This window comes from Acidovorax sp. JHL-9, from assembly GCF_000426205.1.
Lineage (GTDB): Bacteria > Pseudomonadota > Gammaproteobacteria > Burkholderiales > Burkholderiaceae_C > Acidovorax > Acidovorax soli.
In genome coordinates this window covers 76,168-99,628 of the sequence record NZ_AUEX01000010.1, presented here as the reverse complement: position 1 = coordinate 99,628, position 23,461 = coordinate 76,168, and the positions used below count along the sequence as shown (strand labels likewise).

23 protein-coding genes, 1 pseudogene and 1 other annotated feature are annotated in these 23,461 nt (G+C 64.5%); of the genes and pseudogenes, 12 read left to right on the top strand and 12 right to left on the bottom strand.

The window, feature by feature from the left end; genetic code table 11:
• Positions 1 to 4: 4 nt before the first annotated feature.
• From K225_RS0108470 to K225_RS0108460, 3 genes are read right to left on the bottom strand one after another with little or no spacing between them, the layout of a single operon-like run.
• On the bottom strand, positions 5 to 748 hold the full coding sequence (locus K225_RS0108470; RefSeq protein ID WP_026435989.1) for an ABC transporter substrate-binding protein: 744 nt from the start codon (positions 746 to 748) through the stop codon (positions 5 to 7).
• A 26-nt stretch (positions 749 to 774) separates the two neighbouring features.
• The gene (locus K225_RS20610; protein WP_081679630.1) at positions 775 to 1,755 is read right to left on the bottom strand and encodes a GntR family transcriptional regulator; all 981 of its coding nucleotides are present in this window, start codon (positions 1,753 to 1,755) and stop codon (positions 775 to 777) included.
• Between the two features lie 47 nt (positions 1,756 to 1,802).
• On the bottom strand, positions 1,803 to 4,457 hold the full coding sequence (locus K225_RS0108460; RefSeq protein WP_081679629.1) for an aconitate hydratase AcnA: 2,655 nt from the start codon (positions 4,455 to 4,457) through the stop codon (positions 1,803 to 1,805).
• Between the two features lie 150 nt (positions 4,458 to 4,607).
• Here K225_RS0108460 and K225_RS0108455 point away from each other — a divergent pair, with 150 nt between their 5' ends.
• Positions 4,608 to 5,642 carry a tripartite tricarboxylate transporter substrate binding protein gene (locus K225_RS0108455; protein WP_051248818.1) on the top strand — a complete coding sequence of 345 codons (1,035 nt, stop codon included), beginning with the start codon at positions 4,608 to 4,610 and terminating at the stop codon, positions 5,640 to 5,642.
• Positions 5,643 to 5,798: 156 nt separating this feature from the next.
• Positions 5,799 to 6,713, top strand: coding sequence for a tripartite tricarboxylate transporter substrate binding protein (locus tag K225_RS0108450; protein ID WP_238323209.1), 915 nt, complete (start codon positions 5,799 to 5,801; stop codon positions 6,711 to 6,713).
• Positions 6,711 to 6,808 (bottom strand) — a sequence feature (AL1L pseudoknot). (Overlaps the previous gene by 3 nt.)
• Here K225_RS0108450 and K225_RS20605 read toward each other — a convergent pair.
• The 4 genes and pseudogenes from K225_RS20605 to K225_RS0108430 all read right to left on the bottom strand — a co-directional run.
• Positions 6,740 to 7,081, bottom strand: a pseudogene (locus K225_RS20605) (transposase); the annotation flags it as partial. It overlaps the preceding feature by 69 nt.
• Before the next feature lie 118 nt (positions 7,082 to 7,199).
• Positions 7,200 to 7,916, bottom strand: a complete 717-nt coding sequence (locus tag K225_RS0108440; RefSeq protein WP_026435985.1) for a phospholipase D family protein — start codon at positions 7,914 to 7,916, stop codon at positions 7,200 to 7,202.
• Between the two features lie 37 nt (positions 7,917 to 7,953).
• Entirely contained in the window at positions 7,954 to 8,835 is an 882-nt protein-coding gene (locus K225_RS0108435; protein WP_034712136.1) for a GIY-YIG nuclease family protein, read from the bottom strand.
• Complete coding sequence (locus tag K225_RS0108430; RefSeq protein ID WP_026435983.1) at positions 8,835 to 10,658, bottom strand: glutamine--tRNA ligase/YqeY domain fusion protein; 1,824 nt, start codon at positions 10,656 to 10,658, stop codon at positions 8,835 to 8,837. The genes K225_RS0108435 and K225_RS0108430 overlap by 1 nt, the downstream gene beginning before the upstream one ends.
• A gap of 173 nt (positions 10,659 to 10,831) precedes the next feature.
• Between K225_RS0108430 and K225_RS0108425 the strand changes: the two genes are divergently transcribed.
• The 6 genes from K225_RS0108425 to K225_RS0108400 all read left to right on the top strand — a co-directional run bounded on the left by K225_RS0108425 (position 10,832) and on the right by K225_RS0108400 (position 14,892).
• Positions 10,832 to 11,197: a hypothetical protein gene (locus K225_RS0108425; protein WP_026435982.1), complete on the top strand. Its 366-nt coding sequence runs from the start codon at positions 10,832 to 10,834 to the stop codon at positions 11,195 to 11,197.
• 104 nt (positions 11,198 to 11,301) lie between these two features.
• Positions 11,302 to 11,751 carry a type II 3-dehydroquinate dehydratase gene (aroQ, locus tag K225_RS0108420; RefSeq protein WP_034712134.1) on the top strand — a complete coding sequence of 150 codons (450 nt, stop codon included), beginning with the start codon at positions 11,302 to 11,304 and terminating at the stop codon, positions 11,749 to 11,751.
• A gap of 17 nt (positions 11,752 to 11,768) precedes the next feature.
• Positions 11,769 to 12,623 carry an alpha/beta fold hydrolase gene (locus K225_RS0108415; RefSeq protein WP_026435980.1) on the top strand — a complete coding sequence of 285 codons (855 nt, stop codon included), beginning with the start codon at positions 11,769 to 11,771 and terminating at the stop codon, positions 12,621 to 12,623.
• 28 nt (positions 12,624 to 12,651) lie between these two features.
• Positions 12,652 to 13,059: an alternative ribosome rescue aminoacyl-tRNA hydrolase ArfB gene (gene arfB, locus K225_RS0108410; protein WP_026435979.1), complete on the top strand. Its 408-nt coding sequence runs from the start codon at positions 12,652 to 12,654 to the stop codon at positions 13,057 to 13,059.
• 273 nt (positions 13,060 to 13,332) lie between these two features.
• The gene (locus K225_RS0108405; protein WP_026435978.1) at positions 13,333 to 14,169 is read left to right on the top strand and encodes a class III extradiol ring-cleavage dioxygenase; all 837 of its coding nucleotides are present in this window, start codon (positions 13,333 to 13,335) and stop codon (positions 14,167 to 14,169) included.
• Between the two features lie 51 nt (positions 14,170 to 14,220).
• Positions 14,221 to 14,892 (top strand): alpha/beta hydrolase, encoded by a 672-nt coding sequence (locus K225_RS0108400; protein ID WP_026435977.1) that lies wholly within the window; start codon positions 14,221 to 14,223, stop codon positions 14,890 to 14,892.
• Positions 14,893 to 15,269: 377 nt separating this feature from the next.
• On the opposite strand, the gene K225_RS0108390 is transcribed toward K225_RS0108400, so the two are convergent.
• From K225_RS0108390 to K225_RS0108370, 5 genes are all read right to left on the bottom strand, one after another.
• Positions 15,270 to 16,103 (bottom strand): zinc-dependent peptidase, encoded by an 834-nt coding sequence (locus tag K225_RS0108390; RefSeq protein WP_026435976.1) that lies wholly within the window; start codon positions 16,101 to 16,103, stop codon positions 15,270 to 15,272.
• 42 nt (positions 16,104 to 16,145) lie between these two features.
• Positions 16,146 to 16,952, bottom strand: coding sequence for a UDP-2,3-diacylglucosamine diphosphatase (locus tag K225_RS0108385; protein ID WP_051248800.1), 807 nt, complete (start codon positions 16,950 to 16,952; stop codon positions 16,146 to 16,148).
• A 163-nt stretch (positions 16,953 to 17,115) separates the two neighbouring features.
• Positions 17,116 to 17,643, bottom strand: coding sequence for a peptidylprolyl isomerase (locus tag K225_RS0108380; RefSeq protein ID WP_026435974.1), 528 nt, complete (start codon positions 17,641 to 17,643; stop codon positions 17,116 to 17,118).
• 23 nt (positions 17,644 to 17,666) lie between these two features.
• Positions 17,667 to 18,251 carry a peptidylprolyl isomerase gene (locus tag K225_RS0108375; protein ID WP_026435973.1) on the bottom strand — a complete coding sequence of 195 codons (585 nt, stop codon included), beginning with the start codon at positions 18,249 to 18,251 and terminating at the stop codon, positions 17,667 to 17,669.
• Between the two features lie 140 nt (positions 18,252 to 18,391).
• On the bottom strand, positions 18,392 to 18,955 hold the full coding sequence (locus tag K225_RS0108370; RefSeq protein WP_026435972.1) for a tetratricopeptide repeat protein: 564 nt from the start codon (positions 18,953 to 18,955) through the stop codon (positions 18,392 to 18,394).
• Positions 18,956 to 19,169: 214 nt separating this feature from the next.
• Between K225_RS0108370 and cysS the strand changes: the two genes are divergently transcribed.
• The 4 genes from cysS (at position 19,170) to tilS (ending at position 23,400) form a co-directional block, all read left to right on the top strand.
• Complete coding sequence (gene cysS / locus K225_RS0108365) at positions 19,170 to 20,546, top strand: cysteine--tRNA ligase (protein ID WP_026435971.1); 1,377 nt, start codon at positions 19,170 to 19,172, stop codon at positions 20,544 to 20,546.
• 18 nt (positions 20,547 to 20,564) lie between these two features.
• A complete protein-coding gene (locus tag K225_RS0108360) occupies positions 20,565 to 21,266 on the top strand; it encodes a DNA-3-methyladenine glycosylase (protein ID WP_369794845.1) in 702 nt (233 codons plus the stop codon).
• A gap of 82 nt (positions 21,267 to 21,348) precedes the next feature.
• The gene (locus K225_RS0108355) at positions 21,349 to 22,326 is read left to right on the top strand and encodes an acetyl-CoA carboxylase carboxyltransferase subunit alpha (RefSeq protein ID WP_026435969.1); all 978 of its coding nucleotides are present in this window, start codon (positions 21,349 to 21,351) and stop codon (positions 22,324 to 22,326) included.
• Between the two features lie 135 nt (positions 22,327 to 22,461).
• Positions 22,462 to 23,400 carry a tRNA lysidine(34) synthetase TilS gene (gene tilS, locus K225_RS0108350; protein ID WP_155885244.1) on the top strand — a complete coding sequence of 313 codons (939 nt, stop codon included), beginning with the start codon at positions 22,462 to 22,464 and terminating at the stop codon, positions 23,398 to 23,400.
• The last annotated feature ends 61 nt before the right edge of the window (positions 23,401 to 23,461 follow it).

The following is a 23,461-nucleotide window of genomic DNA, read 5'->3' as shown; positions in this document are numbered from 1 at the left end:
GCCTTCAGTTCGACAAGGTTTGCGCGGGGGCCACGGATGCACCGTGGATGCCGTGGCGCGCCAGGGCATCGGCCACAAAGCCACTGGCCTTCATGTCTTCCACAAACTGGGCCAGTGCGACCTGTGCGGCTGTGCCCCGGCTCTTGGGTGTGCCCATGGCCTGCTGAATAACCATGAAGCGCCCCGGCAGCAGGCGCAGACCGGCGATGCGCTGCGCATCGGCTTCGAGCTGCTGCTTCACGCCCGCCGCTACGTCGTGACCTTGGGCCACAAAGGTGTCCACCACGGCGGGCGATGTGGGCGCGCGTTCGATGGAGGCCTGTTTCAGCTCACGGGTCAGGAACAGGTCGTAGGCACTTCCCTTGCCCACCGTGACGGTGCGGCCGTGTTGGTCTACTTCGTCGTTCGATTGCAGTGGAGAATCGGCCCGCACCAGATAGCTGCCTTCGATCAGAACATAAGGTGCCGTGAAAGAGATGCCCTCGCCGCGCAGCGGATCGATGGCAAAGAAGCCAATGTCGGCCTGTTCGGCGCGTACGGCCTCTACAGATTTTCCCGCCGCATCAAAAACCACCAGCTCCAGCTCCACGCCCAGGCGCTGGGCAAAGCCACGGGCCAGGTCCACTGAAACGCCTTGGGGCGCGCCCTGGGCGTCCACACCGGCGAGGATGGGGTTGCCCAGGTTGATGGAGGCGCGCAGGACGCCCTGGGGGGTCAGGGCGCGGGTGGCTTCGGCGTAGACAGTCATGACAGTAAGGAAAGAAAGGTGACGCGCTAACGGGCACGGGTCCGCCGGGTCGTCCGGGGGGAGGGGGAAATGGGGGGCGTTTTCCCGGTGGCAGTCGGTGTTGCGGCTGGCGCACCTTGCAGCAAGCCCGCAATCTGCTCCAGGTTGCGCAGCGTGCTTTGAAGATGGGTACGTAGCGCCTCGGCCGCCTCTGTCTGGCGCTCGCGTTCGATCAAGCCCAGGATCTCCAGGTGTTGGTTGCAGTGCTCACGGTATCGCTGGCGGTTCTTCATGGAGCGGTACGACAGCAGCCGTCGTACACGGTTGACACGCCGGATGGTGTCAATGAAAAACGGATTGCCCGAGGCCTCGACCAGCGACTCGTGAAAACGCACACCCCGCTCGTGCAACTGGTCGGCTGTGTCGGTCTCAATGCCTCCGTCCAGCAAATGCTGCTCTGCCGCGCGGCAACGCGCAATCACTTGCGGGTCGAGCCGGTAACCTGGTTCCATCAGTGCGGCGGGCTCCAGCGCCAGGCGCAGACGGTACGACTGCAGCAGGCTGTCCGAGGTGGTGAGCATGGATGAGAACGCCCAGCCGTAGCCGGGTCGCTTCTCGATCCAGCCCTCGTTGGCCATGCGCGAGAGCAGGGTGTTGAGCTGCGCGGGTGTGAGGCGGTAGCGCTGCTTGATCAAGGTCTCGGTAAATTCATCGGGCAGTTGGCCGCGCAGGCGGTCGTCGGCCAGCTCGAAGTACACGGCAGTCACCTGGTCTTCGGCCTCCAGGCCCAGCGATTCGGCCAAAGCGGCCACGGGCTTGTCCACCGGCCGGGCCAGGAAGTAGCCCCGGTTGGGCTCGCGCACCAGCACGCCCTTGTCGTGCAGAAGGGCCAGGGCGTCGTTGACGGGGGAGCGCGAGACGCGCAGCTGGTCGGCCAGCCTTTGCGCGCCCAGGTGGGTGCCCGCAGGCCATTGCTGGCTGTGCGCCATCTCCAGCAGTTGCAAAGGAATAGGTTTTTCCGGTGTCATCTGCCAAGTATGCATGGCGCTTGGACGCTCCATGGCGGTGGCATTGCTCAGGCGGCGAAGGCCAGGCGCTCGCGCGTCTGGTGCAGGATGCGGGGCATCACGCCACCCTGGCGCAGCAGCTCCACCTCCAGCCGTGTCTCCACCGCCGCCGTACAGGGCAGGGGGTCGATGCGCCCATCGGCGCGCAGTACGCGCACGGTGATGGCGCCACGCGGCAGCAGTGCAGCGGGGTCCGCATGAATCTCTAGCCGGTCTCCGGCCTGCAGGGCCAGCGTATCGGGGTGCACGCCAGGCGGCAGCTTCACGGGCAGGATGCCCATGCCAATCAGGTTGGAGCGGTGGATGCGCTCAAAGCTGCACGCCACCACGGCGCGGATGCCCAAGAGCCGTTGGCCCTTGGCCGCCCAGTCGCGCGAGGAGCCCGTGCCGTAGCGCTCGCCTGCCAGCACTACCACCGACTCCCCTGCATCGCGGTAGCGCTGCGCCACCTCCCAGATGGGTTGCACCTCGCCGCTGGGCACATGGAGCGTGTGGGCCACTGGCAAGTTCGGGTGCAGGCGATTACCCACGGTCTTGCTGTGGAAGGCGGCGCGCACCATGACCTCCCAGTTGCCACGGCGCGAGGCGAACACGTTGAGGTCGTTGCGCGACTCGCCGCGCGCCACCAGGTAGTCGGCCACCAGGCTGTCGGGCGGGATGGCGCTGGCGGGCGAGAGATGGTCGGTGGTGATGTCGTCGCCCAGCAGCATGAGCGGCCAGGCCGTGAAGGTGCCCAGCTGGCTGCCTTCGCTGAACGATGCAAACGGCGGGCGGCGCAGCGCGTTGGAGGCCGCATCCCATGGAAAACGTGGCGTGCGCGGGGCCTCCAGCGCGTGCCACAGCGGGTTTTGGCTGGCGATGGCGAAGTCGCGCCGGTAGTCGGCGGGCTCGGCCGATTGCGCCAGGTGCTGCGCAATCTCGGCATCGGTGGGCCACAGGTCGCGTAGGTAGACGGTGCGGCCCTCGGGCGTGGTCTGCACGGGCTCTTTGCGGAGGTTCACATCGGCACGGCCCGCCAGGCCAAAGGCGATGACCAGCGGCGGCGACATGATGAAGCTCAGCTCCAGATCGGGGTGCACGCGGCCGGGAAAGTTGCGGTTGCCCGAGAGGATGGCCACGGGCAGGCTCTCGCCCGCCGCAATGGCCTCGCGCACGGGGGTTGTGAGCGGGCCGGGGTTGCCGATGCAGGTGGTGCAGCCAAAGCCCACGATGCCAAAGCCCACGGCGGCCAGGTCGTCCACCAGGCCCGCGCGCTGCAGGTAGCTGGCGGCGGCGGGCGAGCCGGGCGCCATCGAGGTCTTGACCCAGGCCGGCGCCTTCAGCCCCAGCGCGCGTGCCTTGCGCGCCAGCAGGCCTGCGGCAATCAGCAGCTTGGGGTCTGATGTATTCGTGCAGCTGGTGATGGCCGCGATGGCCACGGCATGCCGAGGCAGGGCGCCTTCGCACACCGCGCGGGGCACAAAGCCCACGGCCGCCAGCGCCTTGGCGGTGTCGCCATGGTCCATCTGGTCTTGTGGGCGGCGCGGGCCGGCCACATGGTGGCCGATGGTGGACAAATCCACCGTGATGCTGCGCGTGTAGCGCGGTGTGGCGGTGGGGTCAAACCACAGGCCCAGGGCGTGGGCACCGACCTCCACCAGGGCCACCTGCTCATTGCTGCGGCCCGTGGCGCGCAGATAGTCCAGTGTGGCCGCATCGATGGGAAAGAAGCCGGTCGTAGCGCCATATTCCGGTGCCATGTTGGCCACTACGGCACGGTCACCTGCCGTGAGCGTGGCCACCCCGGGGCCATAGAACTCCACAAACTCGCCGGAGACGCCGATCTCGCGCAGGCGACGCGTCACCGTCAGGGCCAAGTCCGTCGCCAGCACCGCAGGTGGTAACGCACCAATGAGCTGCACGCCAATCACGTCGGGAATGCGCAGCATGGTGGGCATGCCAAACATTACGGTCTGGGCCTCAAGACCGCCCACGCCCCAGCCCAATACGCCGATGCCATTGATCATGGGAGTGTGGCTGTCGGTGCCGATCAGCGTGTCGGGCACCAGCCAGCGGTCACCACCGCGTTCTTCGGTCGTGATCACCGTGGCCAACTGCTCCAGGTTGAGCGTGTGCATGATGCCCGTGCCCGGCGGGTGGATACGCACGCCCTTGAGCATCTGAGAGGCCCAGCGCAGAAAGCGGTAGCGCTCGCCATTGCGGCGGATCTCATGCTGCATGTTCCGCTGCGGTGCATCGGGCTGTGCATACACCTCCACCGCGAGCGAATGATCCACTGACACATCCACGGGCAAACCAGGGTTGAGCACCGTGGGGTCTATACCTGCTTCCGCCAGTGCGTCGCGCATGCCCGCAATGTCCACCAGCGCCGGGGTGCTGGTGGTGTCGTGCATCAGCACGCGGCCCGGCTGAAAGGCCACTTCGGCCTCACTGCATCCCGTCTCCATCCAATCGACCAAGGCCTGAGCGGCGGCGGCCCGCTCATCGCCCTGCAGGTGGCGCAAGGCGTTCTCCAGCAGCAAGCGCAACACCGCAGGCCAGCGCTGCAAATTACCCCCCAACAAAGCGGGCAAGTTCACAAAACGAAGCGGCTGCCCCTGCAGCGACAGGCTGCCGGTGGAGTGCTCCAAATTCAGTTGCGGTGTAGGTGCTGGGGAATTCATGCTTGCATTATTGCATTTGTTGTTTATAAAATGCAATACAAGTCGACGCCATTCTCAGTGAATTCAGGACAGATCGATGCGGACCAAAGCCCTGTACGGGCGGCGGTGATCACCCAACCAAAGGGGCCTTTGCGGCCCATGGAAGAGACCATGCCTTTCGCTTTTCAAGCCCGCTACCAATCCCTCAACGAGTCATCGCGCTCACGCCGCGCATTCACGGGCCTGGCTGCCGCGCTGGCGTTGTGCGCCCCGGTGCTGGCCCAGCCCAGTACCCCGCCTTATCCCACCAAAACCATCACCATCGTGGTGCCCTTTTCGGCCGGCGGTGGGGTGGATTCCGTGGCCCGCATGCTTGCCGACAAGCTACGCGTCAGCCTGGGCCAGGCCGTGGTGGTGGACAACAAGCCTGGCGCCAGTGCCATGCTGGGTGCGCAAGCCGTGGTGAAGGCGCCCCCAGACGGGCACACGCTGCTGTTGGGCACGGCGGGAGAAACCGCCATCAATCCCCATGTCTACAAGGAGCGGATGGCCTACAAGCCTGAGCGGGACCTGGCTCCCGTCTCACTCGTGGTGCGGGTGCCCAATGTGCTGGTGGCCCAACCGGGCCTGCCGGTCAAGTCGGTGGAAGAGCTGGTGGCCTACGCCAAGAAAAACCCGGGAAAACTCAGTTACGGCACCAGTGGTGTGGGAAACCCCCAGCACCTCAACGGCGAACTGCTGGGCTTGCTGGCGGGCGTGAAGTTGAACCATGTGCCGTACCGGGGCGCGTCCAATCAGCTGGTGGACGTGGCTGCGGGGAATGTGGATCTGACCTTTGTGAGTCTGGCCGGAGCGCAGGCCTTCATCAAGGCGGGGCGGGTCAAGCCGCTGGGCATCACGTCTGCCAAGCGCTTGCCGTTTGCGCCCGACCTGCCTGCCATTGCGGAAACGCCCACCCTATCAGCCTACACGCTGGAGAACTGGTTTGGCCTGTTCGCCCCAGCGGCAACGCCAGAGCCGGTGGTGCGCAAGCTGCACGAGGCCGTGAGCGCCGCGCTCAAAGACCCCACCCTTCAGGCCCGTCTGCGTGAGCAAGGCGCTGAACCGGCCGCGATGGAGCCTGCTGCTTTCCGCGAATTCGTGCGCACCGAGTCAGCCAGGTTCGCCAAGATCGTGGCGGCGGCGGGTATCACGCCCGACAACTGAGCCCAGCAGCGCGCCGTTATGCAGAGAGCGCCGTCAAAACCTGTTTCACCTCGTCAACCACCCTCACTACCGAGAAAAAGAGAGACAAATATGAACCCTCGCCACCTCATTGCGTGCACTGCCGCGCTGGCTGCTGTCTTGTCCGCACCCGCGGCCGTGCAAGCCCAGGCCACGGACTATCCGGCCAAGCCCATCACGATCATTGTTCCATTTGCAGCCGGTGGCAACACCGATGTGAAAACACGCCTCGTGGCGCTGCAGTTGAGCAAGCTGCTGGGTCAGCCCGTCATCATCGACAACAAGCCCGGGGCGAGCGGCAATATCGGCATGGAGTTGCTGGCCAAGGCTCCGGCCGACGGCTACACCATCGGAATGGGTAGCTTCGGGCCGCTGGCGGTGAACCCTTCGATCTACCCAAAGATCAACTTCGACCCGAAGGGCATGGTGCCCATCTACTTGCTGGAGAAAAGCCCGCTGGTGCTGGTGACCCCGGCCGACCGGCCGTTTCGAGCTGTAAAAGACGTAGTGGCCGCTGCAAAGCAAAAGCCCGGCGTGCTGAGCATTGCCAACGCAGGCCCCGGTGGCGCGCACCACTTGTCGGCGGAGCTGTTTGAACAATCAGCTGGCGTCGAAATGCTGGGGGTGCCTTACAAGGGCGGTGGTCCTGCATCAACCGCTCTCCTGGCAGGTCAGGTGGACTTGATGTTCGAGCAGACCGGCGCAGCATTGCCTTCCATCCAAGCCGGCAAGATACGGCCCCTGGCCGTGACATCTCCAAAGCGTTTGAGCAGCCTTCCCGACGTGCCCACATTCACTGAACTGGGCTTCCCGCAGGTGCAGGTCTCCAACTGGATGGGCTATGTGGCACCGAGAGGTACTCCCAAGTCCGTCATCGACAAATTGAGCGGGGCCTTTGTGCAGGCTGCAGCGCACTCAGAGGTGAAAGATCGCATCCTCTCTCAAAGTAACGAGCTGGGAGGCGGTACACCTGCTGACTTTGCGGCGTTCATCGACGCTGAGAGCCAGAAGTGGTCGCGGTTGGTGAAAGAGCGCAATATCCGTATTGAATGATTCGAGTCGGCGCAAAATCAGGTAGCGCGATGCTTGTCGATGAAGTCCTTCAGGACTTGAGTCGGCGGTCAAGCTCCGCCTGAGCGAAAAACGCGCTGGCCAGCTGCAATATCTCGTTGGCTCGGCGCAGTTCCTTGACCTCGCGCTCCAGTTGCTTGAGGCGTTCGCGCTCGCTGCTGCTCAACCCCTCACGCTTGTCGGCATCGACTTCCTTGCGCTTGACCCAGTCGAGCAACGTCTGCGGCACGCAGCCAATCTTGGGTGCAATCGATTCGACGGCTGCCCACAGCGACGGGTAGTCGCCCCGGTGCTCTGCACCATGCGCACAGCTCGCGCACCTCGGGTGAGAACTTTGTTGACTTGTTCATGGCTCCATCTTCTCAAATGTTGGAGCCTCCTTAAAACCCAGTGCCGTTCAAACAGGTGCCGTACGTGCCGCACGCACAGCGTCATGTTTGGGCAGGTGCCATGCGCAACGCGGACGTATCAAACTGGGTGGAAATCCAGTGGCCAAAGGAAATAGGGCCCAAATCGTCCTTTGGCTACGTATTCGATTCCCGCTTGCTCGCCTTTGCCTGTCAGCACGTGCTTGTCTCCGTTGAGCGCAAGATAACCCTGCTCTGTAGCGCGACTTAATAGGTCTCCAGTCTTCATTCCCAACTTTTGCGCCAGCTTGCCGGATGGTAATTTGCTACCTGGCTGTTCAGCCTCTTCGGAAGGATCCGAAGAGGAGGCGACCTCGTTTGGCGGATCGACTACACGTTCCATCGAAATGCGGATCTCCTCACTGATGCGAATAATTCGCTGCGCCTCTTCGTAGGCATCTTTATAGAGTTGGCCGTCTTCGCTGCGCTTAATCAAGATGCCCATCTCGTTGTTGTTCACTTGGCTGAACTCGTACAGATTCAGGCTGGTGATGATGCACATCTCTTCATTCATGTAGCATTTTGCGTGCAAGTTCCTGCAGAAGCTGGTGCGTATGTAGGTTAGGCCGCGCAGCCACTCAATCTCTTGCGGCTGTAACTCGCTTTTGCCGTAGACGATGCGGACGTCAATTTTCAGGCGATTCTTGTCTGCCAGCAGCTCCTTCATCCGGTCGTTCAGCTTGAGGAAAGGGCTGATAAGAATCAGGCGATCTGACGCTCCCTTAATTAACTCTTCAAGGTGGTAGTTGGTACCAGTGGTGGATAGAAACTTTGCCATTTTCGTTCTGCCTGGAGGAGTATCGGGGCGCTCGCTTTTAGTTCACCGCATTCATCACTTGACGCTTAGCGCCATCAAGCGTTTGTCCCTGTTCTGTTTTCCATTCCATCCAGCCGTTGGCCGAACGACCCAGCACGGCAATCGCTGCCATGCTAGGGCTGGAGAACAAGTAGTCGCGAGTGAAAACATACTGCGTGCCTTGCAGTTTAAGCACGCCATCCGTTACCAATTGCTCGCGGAAGCGTTCCTGTGATGTGCCTTGAATGGAGGCCACGTTACCAATGCGCGCCGTCGAACCCTTGTGCACTACAAAGCCTTCAGGGGTGTATTCACCCACACCGCTGGCATCGGGGCCTTTGCAATAGAACAACTCTGTCGGCTGCGGTTCGCCGTTGCTGGCACTTGCGTTCTGGGTCAGCGGCTCAAAAATCGGGTGCCCCAAAGTCGCCAGCAGTGTGGCTGAGGTTTCGTGGACCTCGTGGCAATCAGCTTGCAGTGGCGCAGGTGTGTAGGGCTGAGAACCCGTATTGCCATTTTCCAGGCTGTAGCGCCCAGCCTTGATTGCCTCGGCGATGGCAAACCATTCTAAAAACAGCGCGTGCGTTTGCGTCATGCTGTTCGTGAGCGATATCACCACCAGCGCCCGGTTCCAGAAATCCTTGTTCAGGTTGTGCTGGGCCAGGCGGCTGCCTACGTTGCCAGACTGGCCGATGTACGCGCGGGGCAAACCGGCTTCGGACAAGTCACCCACCAAGAAGTACACACCCACTTGTTGTGCTTCGGGCATTTTCAGAAAATCTGCCAACTGGCTGCGAGGCACTTCTACCACCCGAACAATACGGGTCGTAATTTCTGCAGTGCGCATGCCACGCGGATCACCGGTCGGCAGAAAAATCTGAATGGTCTGCGGGCGAAGCATTACTTGCCCCAGCTGTCCTTCAGCCCCACCGCCAGGTTAAACACCGGCTTCCCCGCCGCGTGGTCCACCCGGTCCGCCACAAAGTACCCATGCCGCTCGAACTGGAACTTGTCGTCCGGCTTGGCATTGGCCAATGACGGCTCCACGATGGCCGTCACCACCTTCAGGCTGTTCGGGTTCAGGCTTTCGATGAAGTCCTTGCCGCCCGCGTCGGGCTGCGCGTCGAGGAACAGGCGGTCGTACATGCGCACTTCGGCGTTCACGCCGTCGGCCACGCCCACCCAGGTGATGGCGGCTTTCACCTTGACGCTGTCGGCGCCGGGGGTGCCGCTCTTGGTGCCCTCCACCACGGTGGCCAGCACTTCGGTGATGTTGCCGTCAGCGTCGCGGGTAGCACCGGTGCACTCGATGACGTAGCCGCCCTTCAGGCGCACCTTGTTGCCCGGGAACAAGCGCTTGTAGCCCTTGGGCGGCACTTCTTCGAAGTCTTCGCGCTCAATCCATACTTCCTTGCCGATGGTGAAGTGGCGCACGGGGCTTTCTGTGCCTTCGGGTGGGTGGGGCAGGGCGGGCAGGCTGCAAGGCTCCAGGTGGCCGGCGCCCATCACCTCGTCCCAGTTGGTCAGCACCAGCTTGACGGGGTGGAGCACGGCCATGCCGCGGTGGGCTTTCAACTCCAGGTCTTCGCGCAGGCAGCCTTCCAGGGTGCTGTAGTCGATCCAGCTGTCGCTCTTGGTCACGCCAATGCGTTCGGCAAAGGTCTGGATGGCGGCGGGGGTGTAGCCACGGCGGCGCAGGCCCACGATGGTGGGCATGCGCGGGTCGTCCCAGCCGCTGACCTTGTGGTCGTACACCAGTTGGGCGAGCTTGCGCTTGCTGGTGATGACGTAGGTGAGGTTCAGGCGCGCAAATTCGTACTGGCGGGGGGGCGGGGCGGTGAGCAGGCCACCTTCGGCCAGGCGCTCCAGCAGCCAGTCATAAAACGGGCGCTGGTCTTCAAACTCCAGCGTGCACAGGCTGTGGGTGATCTGCTCCAGCGCGTCCTCGATGGGGTGCGCGTAGGTGTACATGGGGTAGATGCACCAGGTGTCGCCCGTGTTGTGGTGCGTGGCGCGGCGGATGCGGTAGATGGCCGGGTCGCGCATGTTGATGTTGGGGCTGGCCATGTCGATCCTGGCGCGCAGCACCATGGAGCCATCCTCATGCTGGCCGTCGCGCATCTCGCGGAAGATGCGCAGGTTGTCGGCCGGGGTGCGGCTGCGGAAGGGGCTGTCCACGCCGGGTTTGCCGAAGTCGCCGCGGTTCACGCGCATCTGCTCGGCGGTCTGTTCGTCCACGTAGGCGTGGCCGGCTTCGATCAGGGTTTCGGCCGCGCGGTACATGAAGTCGAAGTAGTCGCTGGCCTGGTAGGGCTTGTCGTTGCCGGGCTGGCTCCAGTCAAAACCCAGCCATTTCACGGCGTCGATGATGCTGTTGACGTATTCGGTGTCTTCTTTTTCGGGGTTGGTGTCGTCAAAGCGCAGGTGGCACACACCGCCGTAGTCGCGTGCCAGGCCAAAGTTGATGCAGATGCTCTTGGCGTGGCCCACGTGCAGGTAGCCGTTGGGCTCGGGCGGGAAACGGGTGCGGATCTTGGCGGGGTCGGGCTGGCCGGCCGCGTGGTGGGCGGCATCGCCGGGGCTGCCGGCCCAGCGGCGGGTGGCGTAGGTGCCTTTGTCGAGGTCGCTCTCGATGATCTGGCGCAAAAAGTTGCTGGGGCGGGCGGCTTCGGTGGCGGCGGTGCTGGTTGCGGGCGTGGTGTTGGCAGGGGTGGGGGTGCTCATGCGGCCATTTTAGGGGGCGGCTTGTGGCTGCGATGCGCGGGCGCAGATGGGGGGTGTACGTCCAGAAACAATATCGGGCGCGTTTCATGACATCCTTTGGGGGGTGTGGTGCGTTGTGTACCTGTGAGGCCTGTCCAATGGGTTGGTGGCCTCTGTTCCCCAAGGAGATTTCCATGACGAAAACCCGTTCTATCTATGCCATGGCTGCTGCTGCCGGTGTGGCGCTGGCCCTGCTTGCGGGCGCTGGCACTGCCCAGGCGCGCGACGTGTATTGGTCGGTGGGCGTGAATTCGCCAGGCGTGGCGTTGGGCGTCAGCAATGGCGGCTATCCCGTTTACGTGGCCCCCGCGCCGGTGTATGTGGCGCCAAGGCCTATTTATTACCAGCCACCGCCTCCGGTCTATTACGCACCGCCGCGGCCCGTGTATTACGCCCCTCCGGCCTACTATGCGCAGCCACCGGGCTATTACTACCGTGATCGCGGACACCGCCATGGGCACCGCGGCCGTGGTGATTGGGGCGACCGCTGGGATCGATGATGCGGCTTCAGCGGTGCGGTCACTGCTGACTGCGACCACTTGGTCGGGCACCGCATAATCCGGCGTCTGGCCTGCCGGTGTGGCAGGCGGACCGCCCGGAGTGCATGCCTGTGAAAACCGTTTTTGTCCTGAATGGCCCCAACCTGAACCTGCTGGGCACGCGCGAACCTGCCATGTATGGCGCCCAGACGCTGGCCGATGTAGAGCAACTGTGCGCCGCCGCCTGCGCCCGCCACGGGTTTGCGCTGCGCTTTCACCAAAGCAACCACGAGGGCGCGCTGGTGGACTGGATCCACGAGGCGGGCCGCCTGCACGCTGCGGGCGAATTGGCGGGCGTGGTGCTCAATGCCGGGGCCTACACCCACACCAGCGTGGCGCTGCTCGATGCCATCAAGGGCACGGGCGTTGCGCTGATCGAGTTGCACATCAGCAACGTGCATGCGCGCGAGAGCTTCCGCCACCACTCCTATATTGCCGCTGCCGCCAAGGCGGTAATGTGCGGTTTTGGCGTCAAGGGCTACGGCCTCGCCATTGACGGCCTGGCCGGACTGTGAGGGAGCGGGTTTCTCGCATGACCGATTTGTCTCTTCCCCCCGAGGTGCAGCGCCTGGCTGCGCAAGCCGAGTGCCACACCACACCCTGCGGCGAGGGCAACATCCTCTGGCATGTCTGGGGCCAGGCCCGCCCGGATGCGCGCCCGCTGGTGCTGCTGCATGGCGGCAGCGGCAGCTGGACGCATTGGGTGCGCAACATCGACGCGCTGCTGGCTGCCGGGCGCCAATTGTGGGTGCCCGACCTGCCCGGTTTTGGTGAATCCGCCGCGCCGCTGTCGGGTGGTGATGCCGATGCGCTGGTGGCGCCGTTGTGCGCGGGGCTGCACGCTTTGCTGGGCAACGCACCCTGTGATCTGGTGGGGTTCTCGTTTGGCGGTTTGACGGCCGGCCTGCTGCTGGCGGCCCACCCCGAACTGGCCGAACGGCTGGTGCTGGTGGGGGCGCCGGCCATGGGCGTGGTGCCCCACCGGCAGTTCGAGCTGAAAGCCTGGCGCCACCTGACCGACCTGGACGAGCAGCTGGCCATTCACCGCTACAACCTGGCCGCGCTGATGTTGCATGACACGCGCCTCATCGACGGCCTGGCCCTGCAGACCCATGTGGCCAACGTGCTGCGCGATCGCATGCCCCGCCGCCGCCTGGCGCACACCGACATCCTGGCGCGCTCGCTGCCCCAGGTGGCTTGCCCGGTGCATGCCATTTATGGCGAGTACGATGCGCTGTACAAAAGCTGGATCCACCAGCTCGAAGACGCCTTTGCCGCGGCTGCTCCTGATTTCCGGGGCATGCACCTGGTGCCCGATGCCGGCCACTGGGTGCAGTTCGAGCAGCCCGAGGCGTTTGATGCGGCGCTGCTGGCGGCGCTGGCCTGAAAGCCTGCGCGATGCCGCAGGGTGTTCCATGAGCGCCGCCCTGCTGCAGGTGGCCGAAGCCGAGGTGGAATTCACGGCCATGCGCGCCCAGGGCGCCGGCGGCCAGAACGTCAACAAGGTTTCGAGCGCAGTGCACCTGCGCTTTGCCGTGGGCGCCTCCTCGCTGCCTGAAGATGTCAAAGAGCGCCTGCTGGCCCTGCGCGACAGCCGCATCACGCAGGACGGTGTGGTCGTCATCAAGGCCCAGCAATACCGCAGCCAGGAGCAAAACCGGGCCGACGCGCTGGCGCGGCTGAACGCGCTGGTGCAATCGGTGGCGCAGCCACCCCGCACGCGCCGCGCCACCAAACCCACCTATGGCTCCAGACAGCGGCGATTGGAGTCCAAAACCCAGCGCGGTGAAACCAAGGCATTGCGCGGCAAGGTGCGTGACTGAGAGCCTGAGAGCCTTTCGTCCATGCCCGCTCAACACGCCAAAACGCCCCCGCGCGTTGTTGCAAATGCTCGCCATAGCCCGAGCTATGGCTGCGCTTTGCGCCTAGATCGGGGGCGTTTTGACGCGCTGCACGGACACGGCCAAAAAACGCTCAGGCTCTGAGCGGTGCGGCAGTGCCATTGGTAAGGTTTTTGGAACGATATGTCGGATGGCAGGGGAATTGAATCGCTGCTTATTAGCTACTACATTCTGGGTATTCACTGAAAGACTGCCATGTCCACTTCTGCTCCTGTCTCCAGCCACGTTCACAACCCCGCCCTCGTTCCGTCTCTCTATGTTTCGCATGGCGCGCCCCTGTTTGCGCTGGATGCGGGCGAAACCGGTCCTGCGCTCACCCGCTGGGGGCAGGCGTTGCGTGCGCAGTTTCCGGCCTTGCGCGGGGTGGTCGTCATGTCGCCGCACTGGATGGCCCGCACGCCGCAGGTCATGACGGGCCCGCAGCCTGCCACCTGGCACGACTTTGGCGGCTTCCCGCCCGCGCTGTACCAGTTGCAATACCCCGCGCCCGGCGCACCCGCGCTGGCGCAAGAGGTACTGGCCCTGCTGCAGGCGGCCGGTGTGCCTGCCCAGGGCGATGCCCAGCGCCCGTTTGACCATGGCGCCTGGGTACCGCTGATGCACCTGTTCCCCGAGGCCGACCTGCCCGTGGTGCAGGTGGCGTTGCCCGTGGGCGCAGGCCCCGCCGAGGTCTATGCCATGGGCGCGGCGCTGCGCGGCCTGCGCAGCCAGGGCGTGCTGGTGCTGGGTTCGGGCAGCATGACGCACAACCTGGGGGAATTCTTTGGTGGGGCGCGCGAGCCTGCGCCTTATGTGATCGAATTCAGCCGCTGGGTCGAATCGGCCCTGGAGCGGGGCGACCTCAAGGCCTTGCTCAACTACCGCAGCCTGGCGCCGCACGCCGAGCGCGCCCATCCCACGGATGACCATTTCTTGCCGCTGTTTTTTGCGCTGGGTGCCGCGGGTGACGATTTGCACGCAAACTACCTCAGCCGCGAGGTGATGTACAGCATGCTGGCGATGGATGCCCTTGCTCTGCAGCCCGCAGCATGACCGTGCCCATCTACTCCGTTTTTTAACCAAAACCGCCTCTGGGGATTGACCATGCTTGACCTACCGCTCACTTTTTTGCAGCGTCCTGCCGCTGCGGGTATTCCCAAGCCCTGGCTGCTGGTGCTGATGCATGGCGTGGGCAGCAACGAGCAGGATCTTTTCAGCCTGGCTTCGCAGCTTCCCGAGCGCTTTCATGTGCTGAGCCTGCGCGCACCCCACCGCATGGGCCCGGGCTCGCACGCCTGGTTTGATTTCTCGGTGGAGCCCAGTGGCGCCCGCAGCATCAACGAGGCGCAGGAGGCCCACAGCCGTGCCCTGTTGGCGCAGACCGTCGAGGCGGCCTCGGCCCAGCTGGGTATTGCACCCGAGCGTGTGGTGGTGGGGGGCTTCAGCCAGGGCGGCATCATGGCCTTGTCGCTGCTGCTGACGCGGCCCGAGCTGCTGCATGCCGCCATGGTCTGGCACAGCCGCCTGCTGGCCGAGGTGGTGCCGCTGCAGGCCTCGCACGAGGCATTGCACGGCAGGAAGCTGTGGCTGAGCCACGGCACGCACGACAACGTGATTCCGCTCGCCAATGCCCAGGCCATTGCGCACCACATGGCAACGCTGCCCGTGTCGGTGACCTACCGCGAGTTTCCGGGCGCGCACGAGATCCGCCCGTCCGAGCTGGCCGCCACGGTGGCGTGGCTGGAGTCACTCTCGACCACGCCCGTGCCCTATTGAGGTATTGGGGTTGCCATTTAAGATCCTGTTGACGATCTCGCAGGGGATCGCGTTGGAGCGCCATCGGGATGGGTGGATGCTTCGGGTGCGCCGCATGGGCTGGTGCCCATGCCAGCAGCCGGGGCGCCAACACTCCAAGTACATCGGCCCGATTTCGCTCCAACCCTTGGGGCAGCGGTCTTTGCGGGCGGTCTGCGGCGTTGCGGCGCTGGTGGATAGCCGGGCTATCCACTGCGCACCGCGCCTTGCATCCCATCGCGCAAAGACCGCTGCGCGACCCCTGGGAGATCGTCAACAGGCTCTAAGGAGATAGCTATTGGCGCTTGCTGGTAAGGCGCTAGACGGTTATTTCTTGCGAATCATCGGATCGGGCGGAGTCATTCTGGCAATGACAGCCCCGGCAGGAAGAACGCATCGAGCACCGGCATCAGCGCCGGAAATTCCTGCGCAAACTGCGCCCGGTTCACAAAATACGCCTCGCATGCCACCGCAAAAAACTCGGCCGGTGCCGTGGCGCCATAGGCATCGAGCCAGGGTTGGGGGGCGCCAAAGCGCTCGGCCATGATCACGCGCTCGCGAAAATCCGCATAGGCTGGCTCCCACGCCGCCCACCAGGCCTCGTGGGCAGCGCGGGCCGTGCGGGTGCCCATGAAGCCTGCTGGCAGGGGCGGGCAGCCGTTGGGGGCACCGCTGCGCATGTCGAGCTTGTGCACGAACTCGTGCACCACCACGTTGGTGCCGCGCGCCGTGTTGTGGCTGGCATCCGCCACATGCCGCCAGCTGAGCATGATGGGGCCGTGTTCCATGGCCTCGCCCAGCAGCACCTCGGTGTGCTCGTGCACCACGCCGGCTTCGTCCATCGTCTGGCGGCGCGCCACTGCTTCGCCCGGGTGCACCACAATGCCCACGAAGTCGTCATACCAACCCAAGGCTGCGGCCGCATCGCCCCAGTGCAGCAGTGGCAGGCAGGCCTGTGCGGCGATGTCGATGGCCATGGCATCGGTCACCACCAGACCATGGGCGCCATGGAACTGCTTGTGGTGCAAAAAGAGGGCGCTGAGCGCGCGCAACTTGGCCTGGTCGTGCAGAGGCAGGGCCGCCAGAAACGGGTAGCGCTGCAGGGTTTGCAGCCACAGCGCGGCCGAGATGTCAGGCACGGGCGCCACCGTGGCGCGAACGCGGCTCCAGAGCCGGTCAAGAAAGGGGGGCATGGCGATCGGGCAGGGGGAGGTCGAGCCCCGCACAATTCAGGATCACTCGCACCTGGGGGTCAAAGCCACGCGTTCCAGGCCCGCGTTAGACAAACGCAGTGTTTCCAGGCGCGGGGGTTGTGCGGCGGCGTCCCAGTCGCTCAGCACCACCCGCTGCAGGCCCGGTGCCAGAGTGTGGTTCGCCGGCTTGTGGGTGTGTCCGTGGATCAGGGTGTGCGCCTGGGCGGCGGTGAGCCAGTCGATGGCGGCGGGGCCGTCCACATCGGCGTAGATGGCGCCCGATTGCTTGTGCGCCTCGCTCTCCTGGCGGATGCCGCGTGCCTGCGCCCGGCGCGTGGCCAGGGGCTGGGCCAGAAATTGCGCTTGCCACTGGGCACTGCGCGCCTGCACGCGAAAGCGCTGGTAGTCCACATCGTCCAGGCACAGCAGGTCGCCATGGCTGAGCACGAAGCGCTGCTCAGCAAAGACCAGCACGGTGGGGTCGGCCAGGCCGGTGATGCCGCAATGCGCAAGAAACGCCGGCCCCGCCAGAAAGTCGCGGTTGCCGTGCATGAAGTAAAGGGGCAGGCGCTGCGCGGCCTCGCGCAGCGTGGCGCAGGCTTGCGCTTCAAAGCTGCCGGGCTCCTGCAGGGCATCGTCGCCCACCCATACCTCGAACAGGTCGCCCAGAATGAAGAGAGCATCGGCTGGCGTGGTCTGCAGGTAGTGCCGCCAGGCGGCCACGGTAGCGGGCTCGCTGGCCTGCAGGTGCAGGTCGGAAATGAAATCGACCGTGCGCCAGTGCGAGGGAGCGGCAAGCTCCTCGAACCGGGGCACGGTCGGGGTCACGGTGTGACCGGGATCGTTCATCCCTAGCGCTGAGATTTGGGCATGGAGCATGAATTTTGCACGGCCTCAGCGCGGGACGGCGAGCCAGGGCCACCCCGCAGCGAGGGCGTCGTCCCCCTTCCCGCAACGCGCAGCGATGCGAGAGAAGGGGGAAGGCGCGCAGCGCCACAGGGGGGTGTCATGCTCAAACTGCAACCGCCTTGTCGATCACCACAGCGTCAAAAGGCACGTCGTCGTGGAAGCCCTTGCGCGTGGTGCGGACGGCCTTGATGGCGTCCACGACATCCTGCCCCTTCACGACCTTGCCGAACACGGCATAGCCCCAGCCCTGGGGGGTGGGAGAGCTGTGGTTCAGGAAGGCGTTGTCCACCGTGTTGATGAAGAACTGTGCCGTGGCCGAGTGCGGGTCGCCCGTGCGCGCCATGGCCACGGTGTACTTGTCGTTCTTCAGGCCGTTCTTGGCTTCGTTCTCGATCGGGGCCTGGGTTTCCTTTTGCTTCATGTCGGCCGTCATGCCGCCGCCCTGGACCATGAAGTTCTTGATCACGCGGTGGAACACGGTGCCGTTGTAGAAGCCGCTGTTCACGTAGCTCAGGAAGTTGGCGGTGGACTTGGGGGCTTTCTCGGCGTCCAGTTCGATGGTGATCACGCCTTGGGTGGCCGTTTCAGCCACGTTGATGGTGACGTGGAGTTCAACTTGTGGATTGCTCATTGCAGTGCTTTCTTCAAAAAAATTCACTTCACCACGGTGGCGGAGTGGATGGTGACGGGGGTGGTGGGCACGTTCTGGTGGCCGCCCTTGTTGCCGGTGGCGACCATCTTGATCTTGTCCACCACGGCGGTGCCTTCGATCACCTTGCCGAACACGGCATAGCCGTGGCCGTCAGGCTGGGGGGCGTTGAGCATGGCGTTGGCCTTCACGTTGATGAAGAACTGCGCGGTGGCCGAGTTGGGGTTGGCCGTGCGGGCCATGGCGATGGTATAGGTGTCGTTCTTGAGGCCATTGGCCGCTTCGAGCGGGATGGGAGCCTTGGTGGGCTTTTGCACCATGTCGGCCGTGAAGCCGCCGCCCTGGATCATGAAGCCGTCGATGACGCGGTGGAATACCGTGCCGTCGTAGTGCTTGTCGTTCACATACGCCAGGAAGTTCTCGACCGTCCTGGGCGCCTTGGCGGGATCGAGCTGCAGCACGATGTCGCCCATCGAGGTGGCCAGCTTGACCTTGGGGGCATCCTGCGCCTGCACTGGGGTAGCTATCGAAAACATGGCTGACAGTGCAATACCAGCAAGCACAGCGGTCGATTTTCTTTTGGAAATCATGCAGAACTCCTTGGTTGGATCAGAACCGCAGACCATGGAAGCTTGGGCGCTGCGGTGATGAAAAAGTTGGCGCTGAAGTTACCACCGGCCCGCCAGCGAGGCTGGCGGCATGGCCACAAGCCCCTGCCCGCGAACGGTTGTCAGGGGCGTGAAGCCGCGGGCTTGGCCGCTGCGCGGGCAGCGGCGGGCTGGAACAGCTCGCGCAGCTGGGCCTGCTTCAATTTGACGGTGGGGTTGTTGGCCTCCATCTGCTGCGCCTTGGCGTAGGCCTGGTAAGCCAGCCGGGCGTAGATGTCGCCCAGGTTCTCGTGCGCCGCCGCGTACGAGGGGTTGTTGCGCACCGCCATCTCCAGCGCCGTGCGGGCCTTGTCCAGCTGGTTCTGGCTGGCGTAGATCACCGCCAGGTTGTTGTAGGGCTCGGGCAGCTCGGGGTATTCCTGAATGAGCTGGGTGAAGGTGGTGATGGCCGCGTCGGTCTGGCCGAGGTCGGTCTGCGCCACGCCGCGCAGAAAGCGCAACTGCGGATCGCGCGGGGCGGCCGTCAGGCGCTGGTCTGCCTTGCCCAGGGCTTCGGCGGCCTTGCCGGTCTTGAGCAACTGGGTGATCTCGGCGTAGTCACTGGCATGGGCCATGCCAGCGCCCAGCCATGCGGTCAGGGCCAGCAGGCGCAAAAGTCGGGAAAGGGTGCTGCGGACTTGCTTCATGGGGGAGGGAGGAGATGGGCACCGTCCGGTGCCGGGCGGGGCTTATACTTCGGCGGATTGTAGCTGAGGGGGTTGCCAGGGCGGTACGCTGTTGCCGCTGGCGATTTTGCCGGGCGCCCAGGGCTGGGCGCATCCCCTTGCGGGGCACGTACCTTTCGCTACCGGGTGAACCGGCTTCACCCGTCTCCCATCCAGTTCCCGTTACAGAAACCCCATGAGCTTGCGCATCTACAACACGCTGTCGCGTGCATTGGAGGATTTTTCCCCGCTCGAACCCAGCCATGTGCGCATGTATGTGTGCGGCATGACCATCTACGACCTGTGCCATATCGGCCACGCCCGCATGATGATGGCGTTCGACGTGGTGCAGCGCTGGCTGAAAAGCAGCGGCTACCGCGTCACCTACGTGCGCAACATCACCGACATCGACGACAAGATCATCCGGCGCGCGCTGGAGCGCGGCATCACCATCCGCCAGCTCACCGACGAGATGATCGTCGCCATGCACCAGGACATCGGCGCTCTGGGCATCGAGCCGCCGGCCCTGGAGCCGCGCGCCACCGAATATGTGCCCCAGATGCTGTCGCTGATCGGCCAGCTCGAGGGCAAGGGCCTGGCCTACCGTGCCACCAATGGCGACGTGAACTACGCGGTGCGCAAGTTTGCGGGCTACGGCAAGCTCTCGGGCAAGTCGCTCGACGAGTTGCGTGCAGGCGAGCGCGTGGCCGTGCAGGATGGCAAGGAAGACCCGCTCGACTTCGTGCTCTGGAAGTCTGCCAAGGAGGGCGAACCGCCCGAGGCCAAATGGGACAGCACCTTCGGCACGGGCCGCCCTGGCTGGCACATCGAATGCTCGGCCATGAGCTGCGCCACGCTGGGCGAGACCTTCGACATCCATGGTGGCGGGGCCGACCTGCAGTTCCCGCACCATGAGAACGAGATCGCCCAGAGCGAAGGCGCCACCGGCAAGCCGCTGGCCAGGTTCTGGGTGCACAACGGCTTCGTGCGCGTGGACAACGAGAAGATGAGCAAGTCGCTGGGCAACTTCTTCACCATCCGCGATGTGCTCCAGCAGTACGACGCCGAAACGGTGCGCTTCTTCATCGTGCGTGCCCACTACCGCAGTGCGCTCAACTACAGCGACGCCCACCTCGACGACGCGCGCCAGTCCCTCAAGCGGCTGTACACGGCGCTGAGCCTGGTAGCCCCGGCCCAGGTTTCCATCGACTGGAACGAGCCCCATGCCGCACGTTTCAAGGCGGCCATGGACGAAGACTTCGGCACGCCCGAGGCGATTGCCGTATTGTTCGACCTGGCCAGCGAGGTCAACAAGACCCGTTCGCCCGAACTGGCAGGATTGCTCAAGGCGCTGGCAGGCTGCCTGGGGTTGCTGCAAGGTGATCCGCAGGCCTTCCTGCAGGCTGGGGCGGGCTTTGACGAGGCCGCCATCCAGGCGCAGATCGCCGCCCGCGCTGCCGCCAAGGCGGGCAAGGATTTTGCGGAGGCTGATCGCATCCGCAACGCCCTGCTGGCCCAGGGCATCGTGCTCAAGGATTCGGCCGCTGGAACGACCTGGGAAGCCGCACAGTGATTTTTTTGAATATGAAATATGCCCCCAGGGCATACGGGGCGAGCAGTGGTAGCTTCTAAAAATGTAGCGACCGAGGTGCTCGCTTCGTCTGGCCCGGCGTTGGCCACGCCCGATTACTGGGCCGAGGCCTGCAAGCACCTGATGAAGAAGGACCGGGTGATGAAGCGCCTGATCCCCCAGTTTGGCGACGCGGCCCTGCAGACACGGGGTGATGCGTTCACCACGCTGGCGCGTTCCATCGTCGGGCAACAGATTTCGGTGAAGGCGGCGCAAACCGTGTGGGAGCGTTTTGCCGCACTGCCGCGCAGCATGAAGCCCGGCCATGTGCTCAAGCTCAAGATCGACGACATGCGGGCCGCCGGCCTGTCGGCCCGCAAGGTCGACTATCTGGTGGACCTGGCCCTGCACTTCGAGGGCGGCAAGCTGCATGTCAAGGACTGGGCGGCCATGGACGACGAGGCCATCATCGCCGAGCTGGTGGCCATCCGTGGCATCGGCCGCTGGACGGCCGAGATGTTTCTGATCTTTTATCTGATGCGGCCCAATGTTCTGCCATTGGACGACGTGGGCTTGATCAACGGCATCAGCCAGAACTATTTTTCGGGTGATCCCGTCAGCCGCAGCGATGCCCGCGAGGTGGCCGAGGCCTGGAAGCCATGGTGCAGCGTGGCGACTTGGTATATTTGGCGATCGCTCGACCCGTTGCCCGTGGCCTACTGAGGCCCGTTTCATCAGTCATGAACCGGTTGCAACATGGGCCTCGCACCAGAGGCACCCAGGGCGCGACCCAAGGAGAAATACGTTGGCGAAAAAGACCTTTCTGGATTTCGAGCAGCCGATTGCCGAACTCGAATCCAAAATCGAAGAACTGCGCTACGTGCAGACGGAAAGCGCGGTCGATATCTCGGAAGAAATCGACCAGCTCAGCAAGAAGAGCCAGCAGCTCACCAAGGACATCTACAGCGAGCTGACCCCCTGGCAGATCACCAAGATTGCCCGCCACCCCGAGCGCCCTTACACGCTCGACTACGTGCGCGACATCTTCACCGACTTCGTCGAGCTGCACGGTGACCGCCACTACGCGGACGACCTGTCCATCGTGGGTGGGCTGGCGCGCTTCAACGGCCACGCCTGCATGGTGCTGGGCCACCAGAAGGGGCGCGACACCAAGGAGCGCGCCATGCGCAACTTCGGCATGAGCAAGCCCGAGGGTTACCGCAAGGCCCTGCGCCTCATGAAGACGGCCGAAAAGTTCAAGCTGCCTGTGTTCACGTTTGTCGATACCCCCGGCGCCTACCCTGGCATCGATGCCGAGGAGCGCGGCCAGTCCGAGGCCATCGGCCGCAACATCTTCGAGATGGCGCAGCTCGAAGTGCCCATCATCACCACCATCATCGGCGAAGGTGGCTCGGGCGGTGCGCTGGCCATCAGCGTGGCCGACCAGGTGGTGATGCTGCAATACGCGATCTACTCGGTCATCAGCCCCGAAGGCTGCGCCTCCATCCTCTGGAAGACGAGCGACAAGGCACAGGAAGCCGCCGACGCGCTGGGCATCACCGCCCACCGCCTCAAGGCCCTGGGCCTGGTGGACAAGATCGTGAGCGAGCCCGTGGGTGGCGGCCACCGCGATCCCAAGCAGATGGCGGCCTTTCTCAAGCGTGCGCTGGGCGATGCCTTCCGCCAGGTGGTGGACCTCAAGACCAAGGATCTGCTCGACCGCCGCTATGACCGGCTGCAAAGCTATGGCCGTTTCACCGACACCAAGGCCGACAGCCGCTGACTCCGTGCTGGAGAAGGCTGCAGCCTTCTCCTTGCACCCGTGCCATGGCCCCGCAAGGGGCCTTTGCATTGGGGCGGACGCTTTTGCGCCACGGTCGCAGAAGGGCGCGCAGTGACGCTGCCGTTTGACACCGCCATGGCGGCCTTCTCGCCCGCCTTGCCATTGGCCGTGGGTCTGAGTGGCGGTGCCGACTCGACGGCGCTGCTGCTCGCCTGTGCCCGCAAATGGCCGGGGCAGGTGCAGGCCATTCATGTGCACCACGGCCTGCAGGCCGCGGCCGATGAATTCGAGCAGCATTGCCGGGCATTGTGCAAGCACCTGCAGGTTCCACTGACCGTGCAGCGCGTCGATGCACGCCACGCACCGGGCGAAAGTCCCGAAGATGCTGCGCGCCGGGAAAGATACAAGGCTTTTGAGGCTGTGGCGCACGCCAGTGAAACGCAAAATGCTATTTATTCAATAGCATTGGCCCAGCATGCGGATGACCAGGTCGAGACGCTGCTGCTGGCCTTGTCGCGCGGCGCCGGCGTGGCGGGGCTGGCCGCCATGCCCGCTGACTGGGAGCGGGGCGGCGTGCGCTGGCACCGGCCCCTGCTGCGCGTGGCGGGGGCGCAGGTGCGTGACTGGCTGCGTGCGCAGGGGCAGCATTGGGTGGAAGACCCCACCAACACCGATGAGCGCTTCACGCGCAACCGCATCCGGGCGCAGCTGCTGCCCGCTCTGGACGCGGCTTTTCCGGCCTTTCGCGACACGTTTGCGCGCTCTGCGTCCCATGCAGCCCAGGCCGCCGAGTTGCTGGACGCGCTGGCGCAGCAGGACCTGGCCCTCACGGGGTCGCCCCCGGAGATTCGGTTCTTGCAGGGGCTCAGCCGTGCGCGCCAGGCCAACGTCCTGCGCCACTGGCTGCGCGTGGCGCATGCCACGACCCCCTCCGCCGCGCAGCTGGGGGAGCTGCTGGACCAGCTGGCGGCCTGCACCACGCGTGGCCACCGCATTCACATCAAGGTGGGGCGGGGGTTCGTTGTGCGCTCGGGGCTGCGGCTCGATTGGTACAATCCCGAGGTTTTGGTCTAACAACGGCACGAAAAACGGCGGCGCACCAAAACAGTGTTTAACCCGCGCTGCGGTTCCAGTT

What these genes read in the sequence shown, in the direction of transcription:
- K225_RS0108400 (WP_026435977.1), top strand. Translation starts at nt 14,221, where the DNA reads ATGCTTGACCTACCGCTCACTTTTTTGCAGCGTCCTGCCGCTGCGGGT.
- aroQ (WP_034712134.1), top strand. Translation starts at nt 11,302, where the DNA reads ATGCCTGTGAAAACCGTTTTTGTCCTGAATGGCCCCAACCTGAACCTG.
- K225_RS0108405 (WP_026435978.1), top strand. Translation starts at nt 13,333, where the DNA reads ATGTCCACTTCTGCTCCTGTCTCCAGCCACGTTCACAACCCCGCCCTC.
- tilS (WP_155885244.1), top strand. Translation starts at nt 22,462, where the DNA reads ATGGCGGCCTTCTCGCCCGCCTTGCCATTGGCCGTGGGTCTGAGTGGC.
- K225_RS0108455 (WP_051248818.1), top strand. Translation starts at nt 4,608, where the DNA reads ATGCCTTTCGCTTTTCAAGCCCGCTACCAATCCCTCAACGAGTCATCG.
- K225_RS0108470 (WP_026435989.1), bottom strand. Translation starts at nt 748, where the DNA reads ATGACTGTCTACGCCGAAGCCACCCGCGCCCTGACCCCCCAGGGCGTC.
- K225_RS20610 (WP_081679630.1), bottom strand. Translation starts at nt 1,755, where the DNA reads ATGACACCGGAAAAACCTATTCCTTTGCAACTGCTGGAGATGGCGCAC.
- K225_RS0108390 (WP_026435976.1), bottom strand. Translation starts at nt 16,103, where the DNA reads ATGCCCCCCTTTCTTGACCGGCTCTGGAGCCGCGTTCGCGCCACGGTG.
- arfB (WP_026435979.1), top strand. Translation starts at nt 12,652, where the DNA reads ATGAGCGCCGCCCTGCTGCAGGTGGCCGAAGCCGAGGTGGAATTCACG.
- K225_RS0108440 (WP_026435985.1), bottom strand. Translation starts at nt 7,916, where the DNA reads ATGGCAAAGTTTCTATCCACCACTGGTACCAACTACCACCTTGAAGAG.
- K225_RS0108360 (WP_369794845.1), top strand. Translation starts at nt 20,565, where the DNA reads ATGCCCCCAGGGCATACGGGGCGAGCAGTGGTAGCTTCTAAAAATGTA.
- K225_RS0108435 (WP_034712136.1), bottom strand. Translation starts at nt 8,835, where the DNA reads ATGCTTCGCCCGCAGACCATTCAGATTTTTCTGCCGACCGGTGATCCG.
- K225_RS0108380 (WP_026435974.1), bottom strand. Translation starts at nt 17,643, where the DNA reads ATGAGCAATCCACAAGTTGAACTCCACGTCACCATCAACGTGGCTGAA.
- K225_RS0108415 (WP_026435980.1), top strand. Translation starts at nt 11,769, where the DNA reads ATGACCGATTTGTCTCTTCCCCCCGAGGTGCAGCGCCTGGCTGCGCAA.
- K225_RS0108430 (WP_026435983.1), bottom strand. Translation starts at nt 10,658, where the DNA reads ATGAGCACCCCCACCCCTGCCAACACCACGCCCGCAACCAGCACCGCC.
- K225_RS0108385 (WP_051248800.1), bottom strand. Translation starts at nt 16,952, where the DNA reads ATGAACGATCCCGGTCACACCGTGACCCCGACCGTGCCCCGGTTCGAG.
- K225_RS0108375 (WP_026435973.1), bottom strand. Translation starts at nt 18,251, where the DNA reads ATGATTTCCAAAAGAAAATCGACCGCTGTGCTTGCTGGTATTGCACTG.
- K225_RS0108460 (WP_081679629.1), bottom strand. Translation starts at nt 4,457, where the DNA reads ATGAATTCCCCAGCACCTACACCGCAACTGAATTTGGAGCACTCCACC.
- cysS (WP_026435971.1), top strand. Translation starts at nt 19,170, where the DNA reads ATGAGCTTGCGCATCTACAACACGCTGTCGCGTGCATTGGAGGATTTT.
- K225_RS0108425 (WP_026435982.1), top strand. Translation starts at nt 10,832, where the DNA reads ATGACGAAAACCCGTTCTATCTATGCCATGGCTGCTGCTGCCGGTGTG.
- K225_RS0108370 (WP_026435972.1), bottom strand. Translation starts at nt 18,955, where the DNA reads ATGAAGCAAGTCCGCAGCACCCTTTCCCGACTTTTGCGCCTGCTGGCC.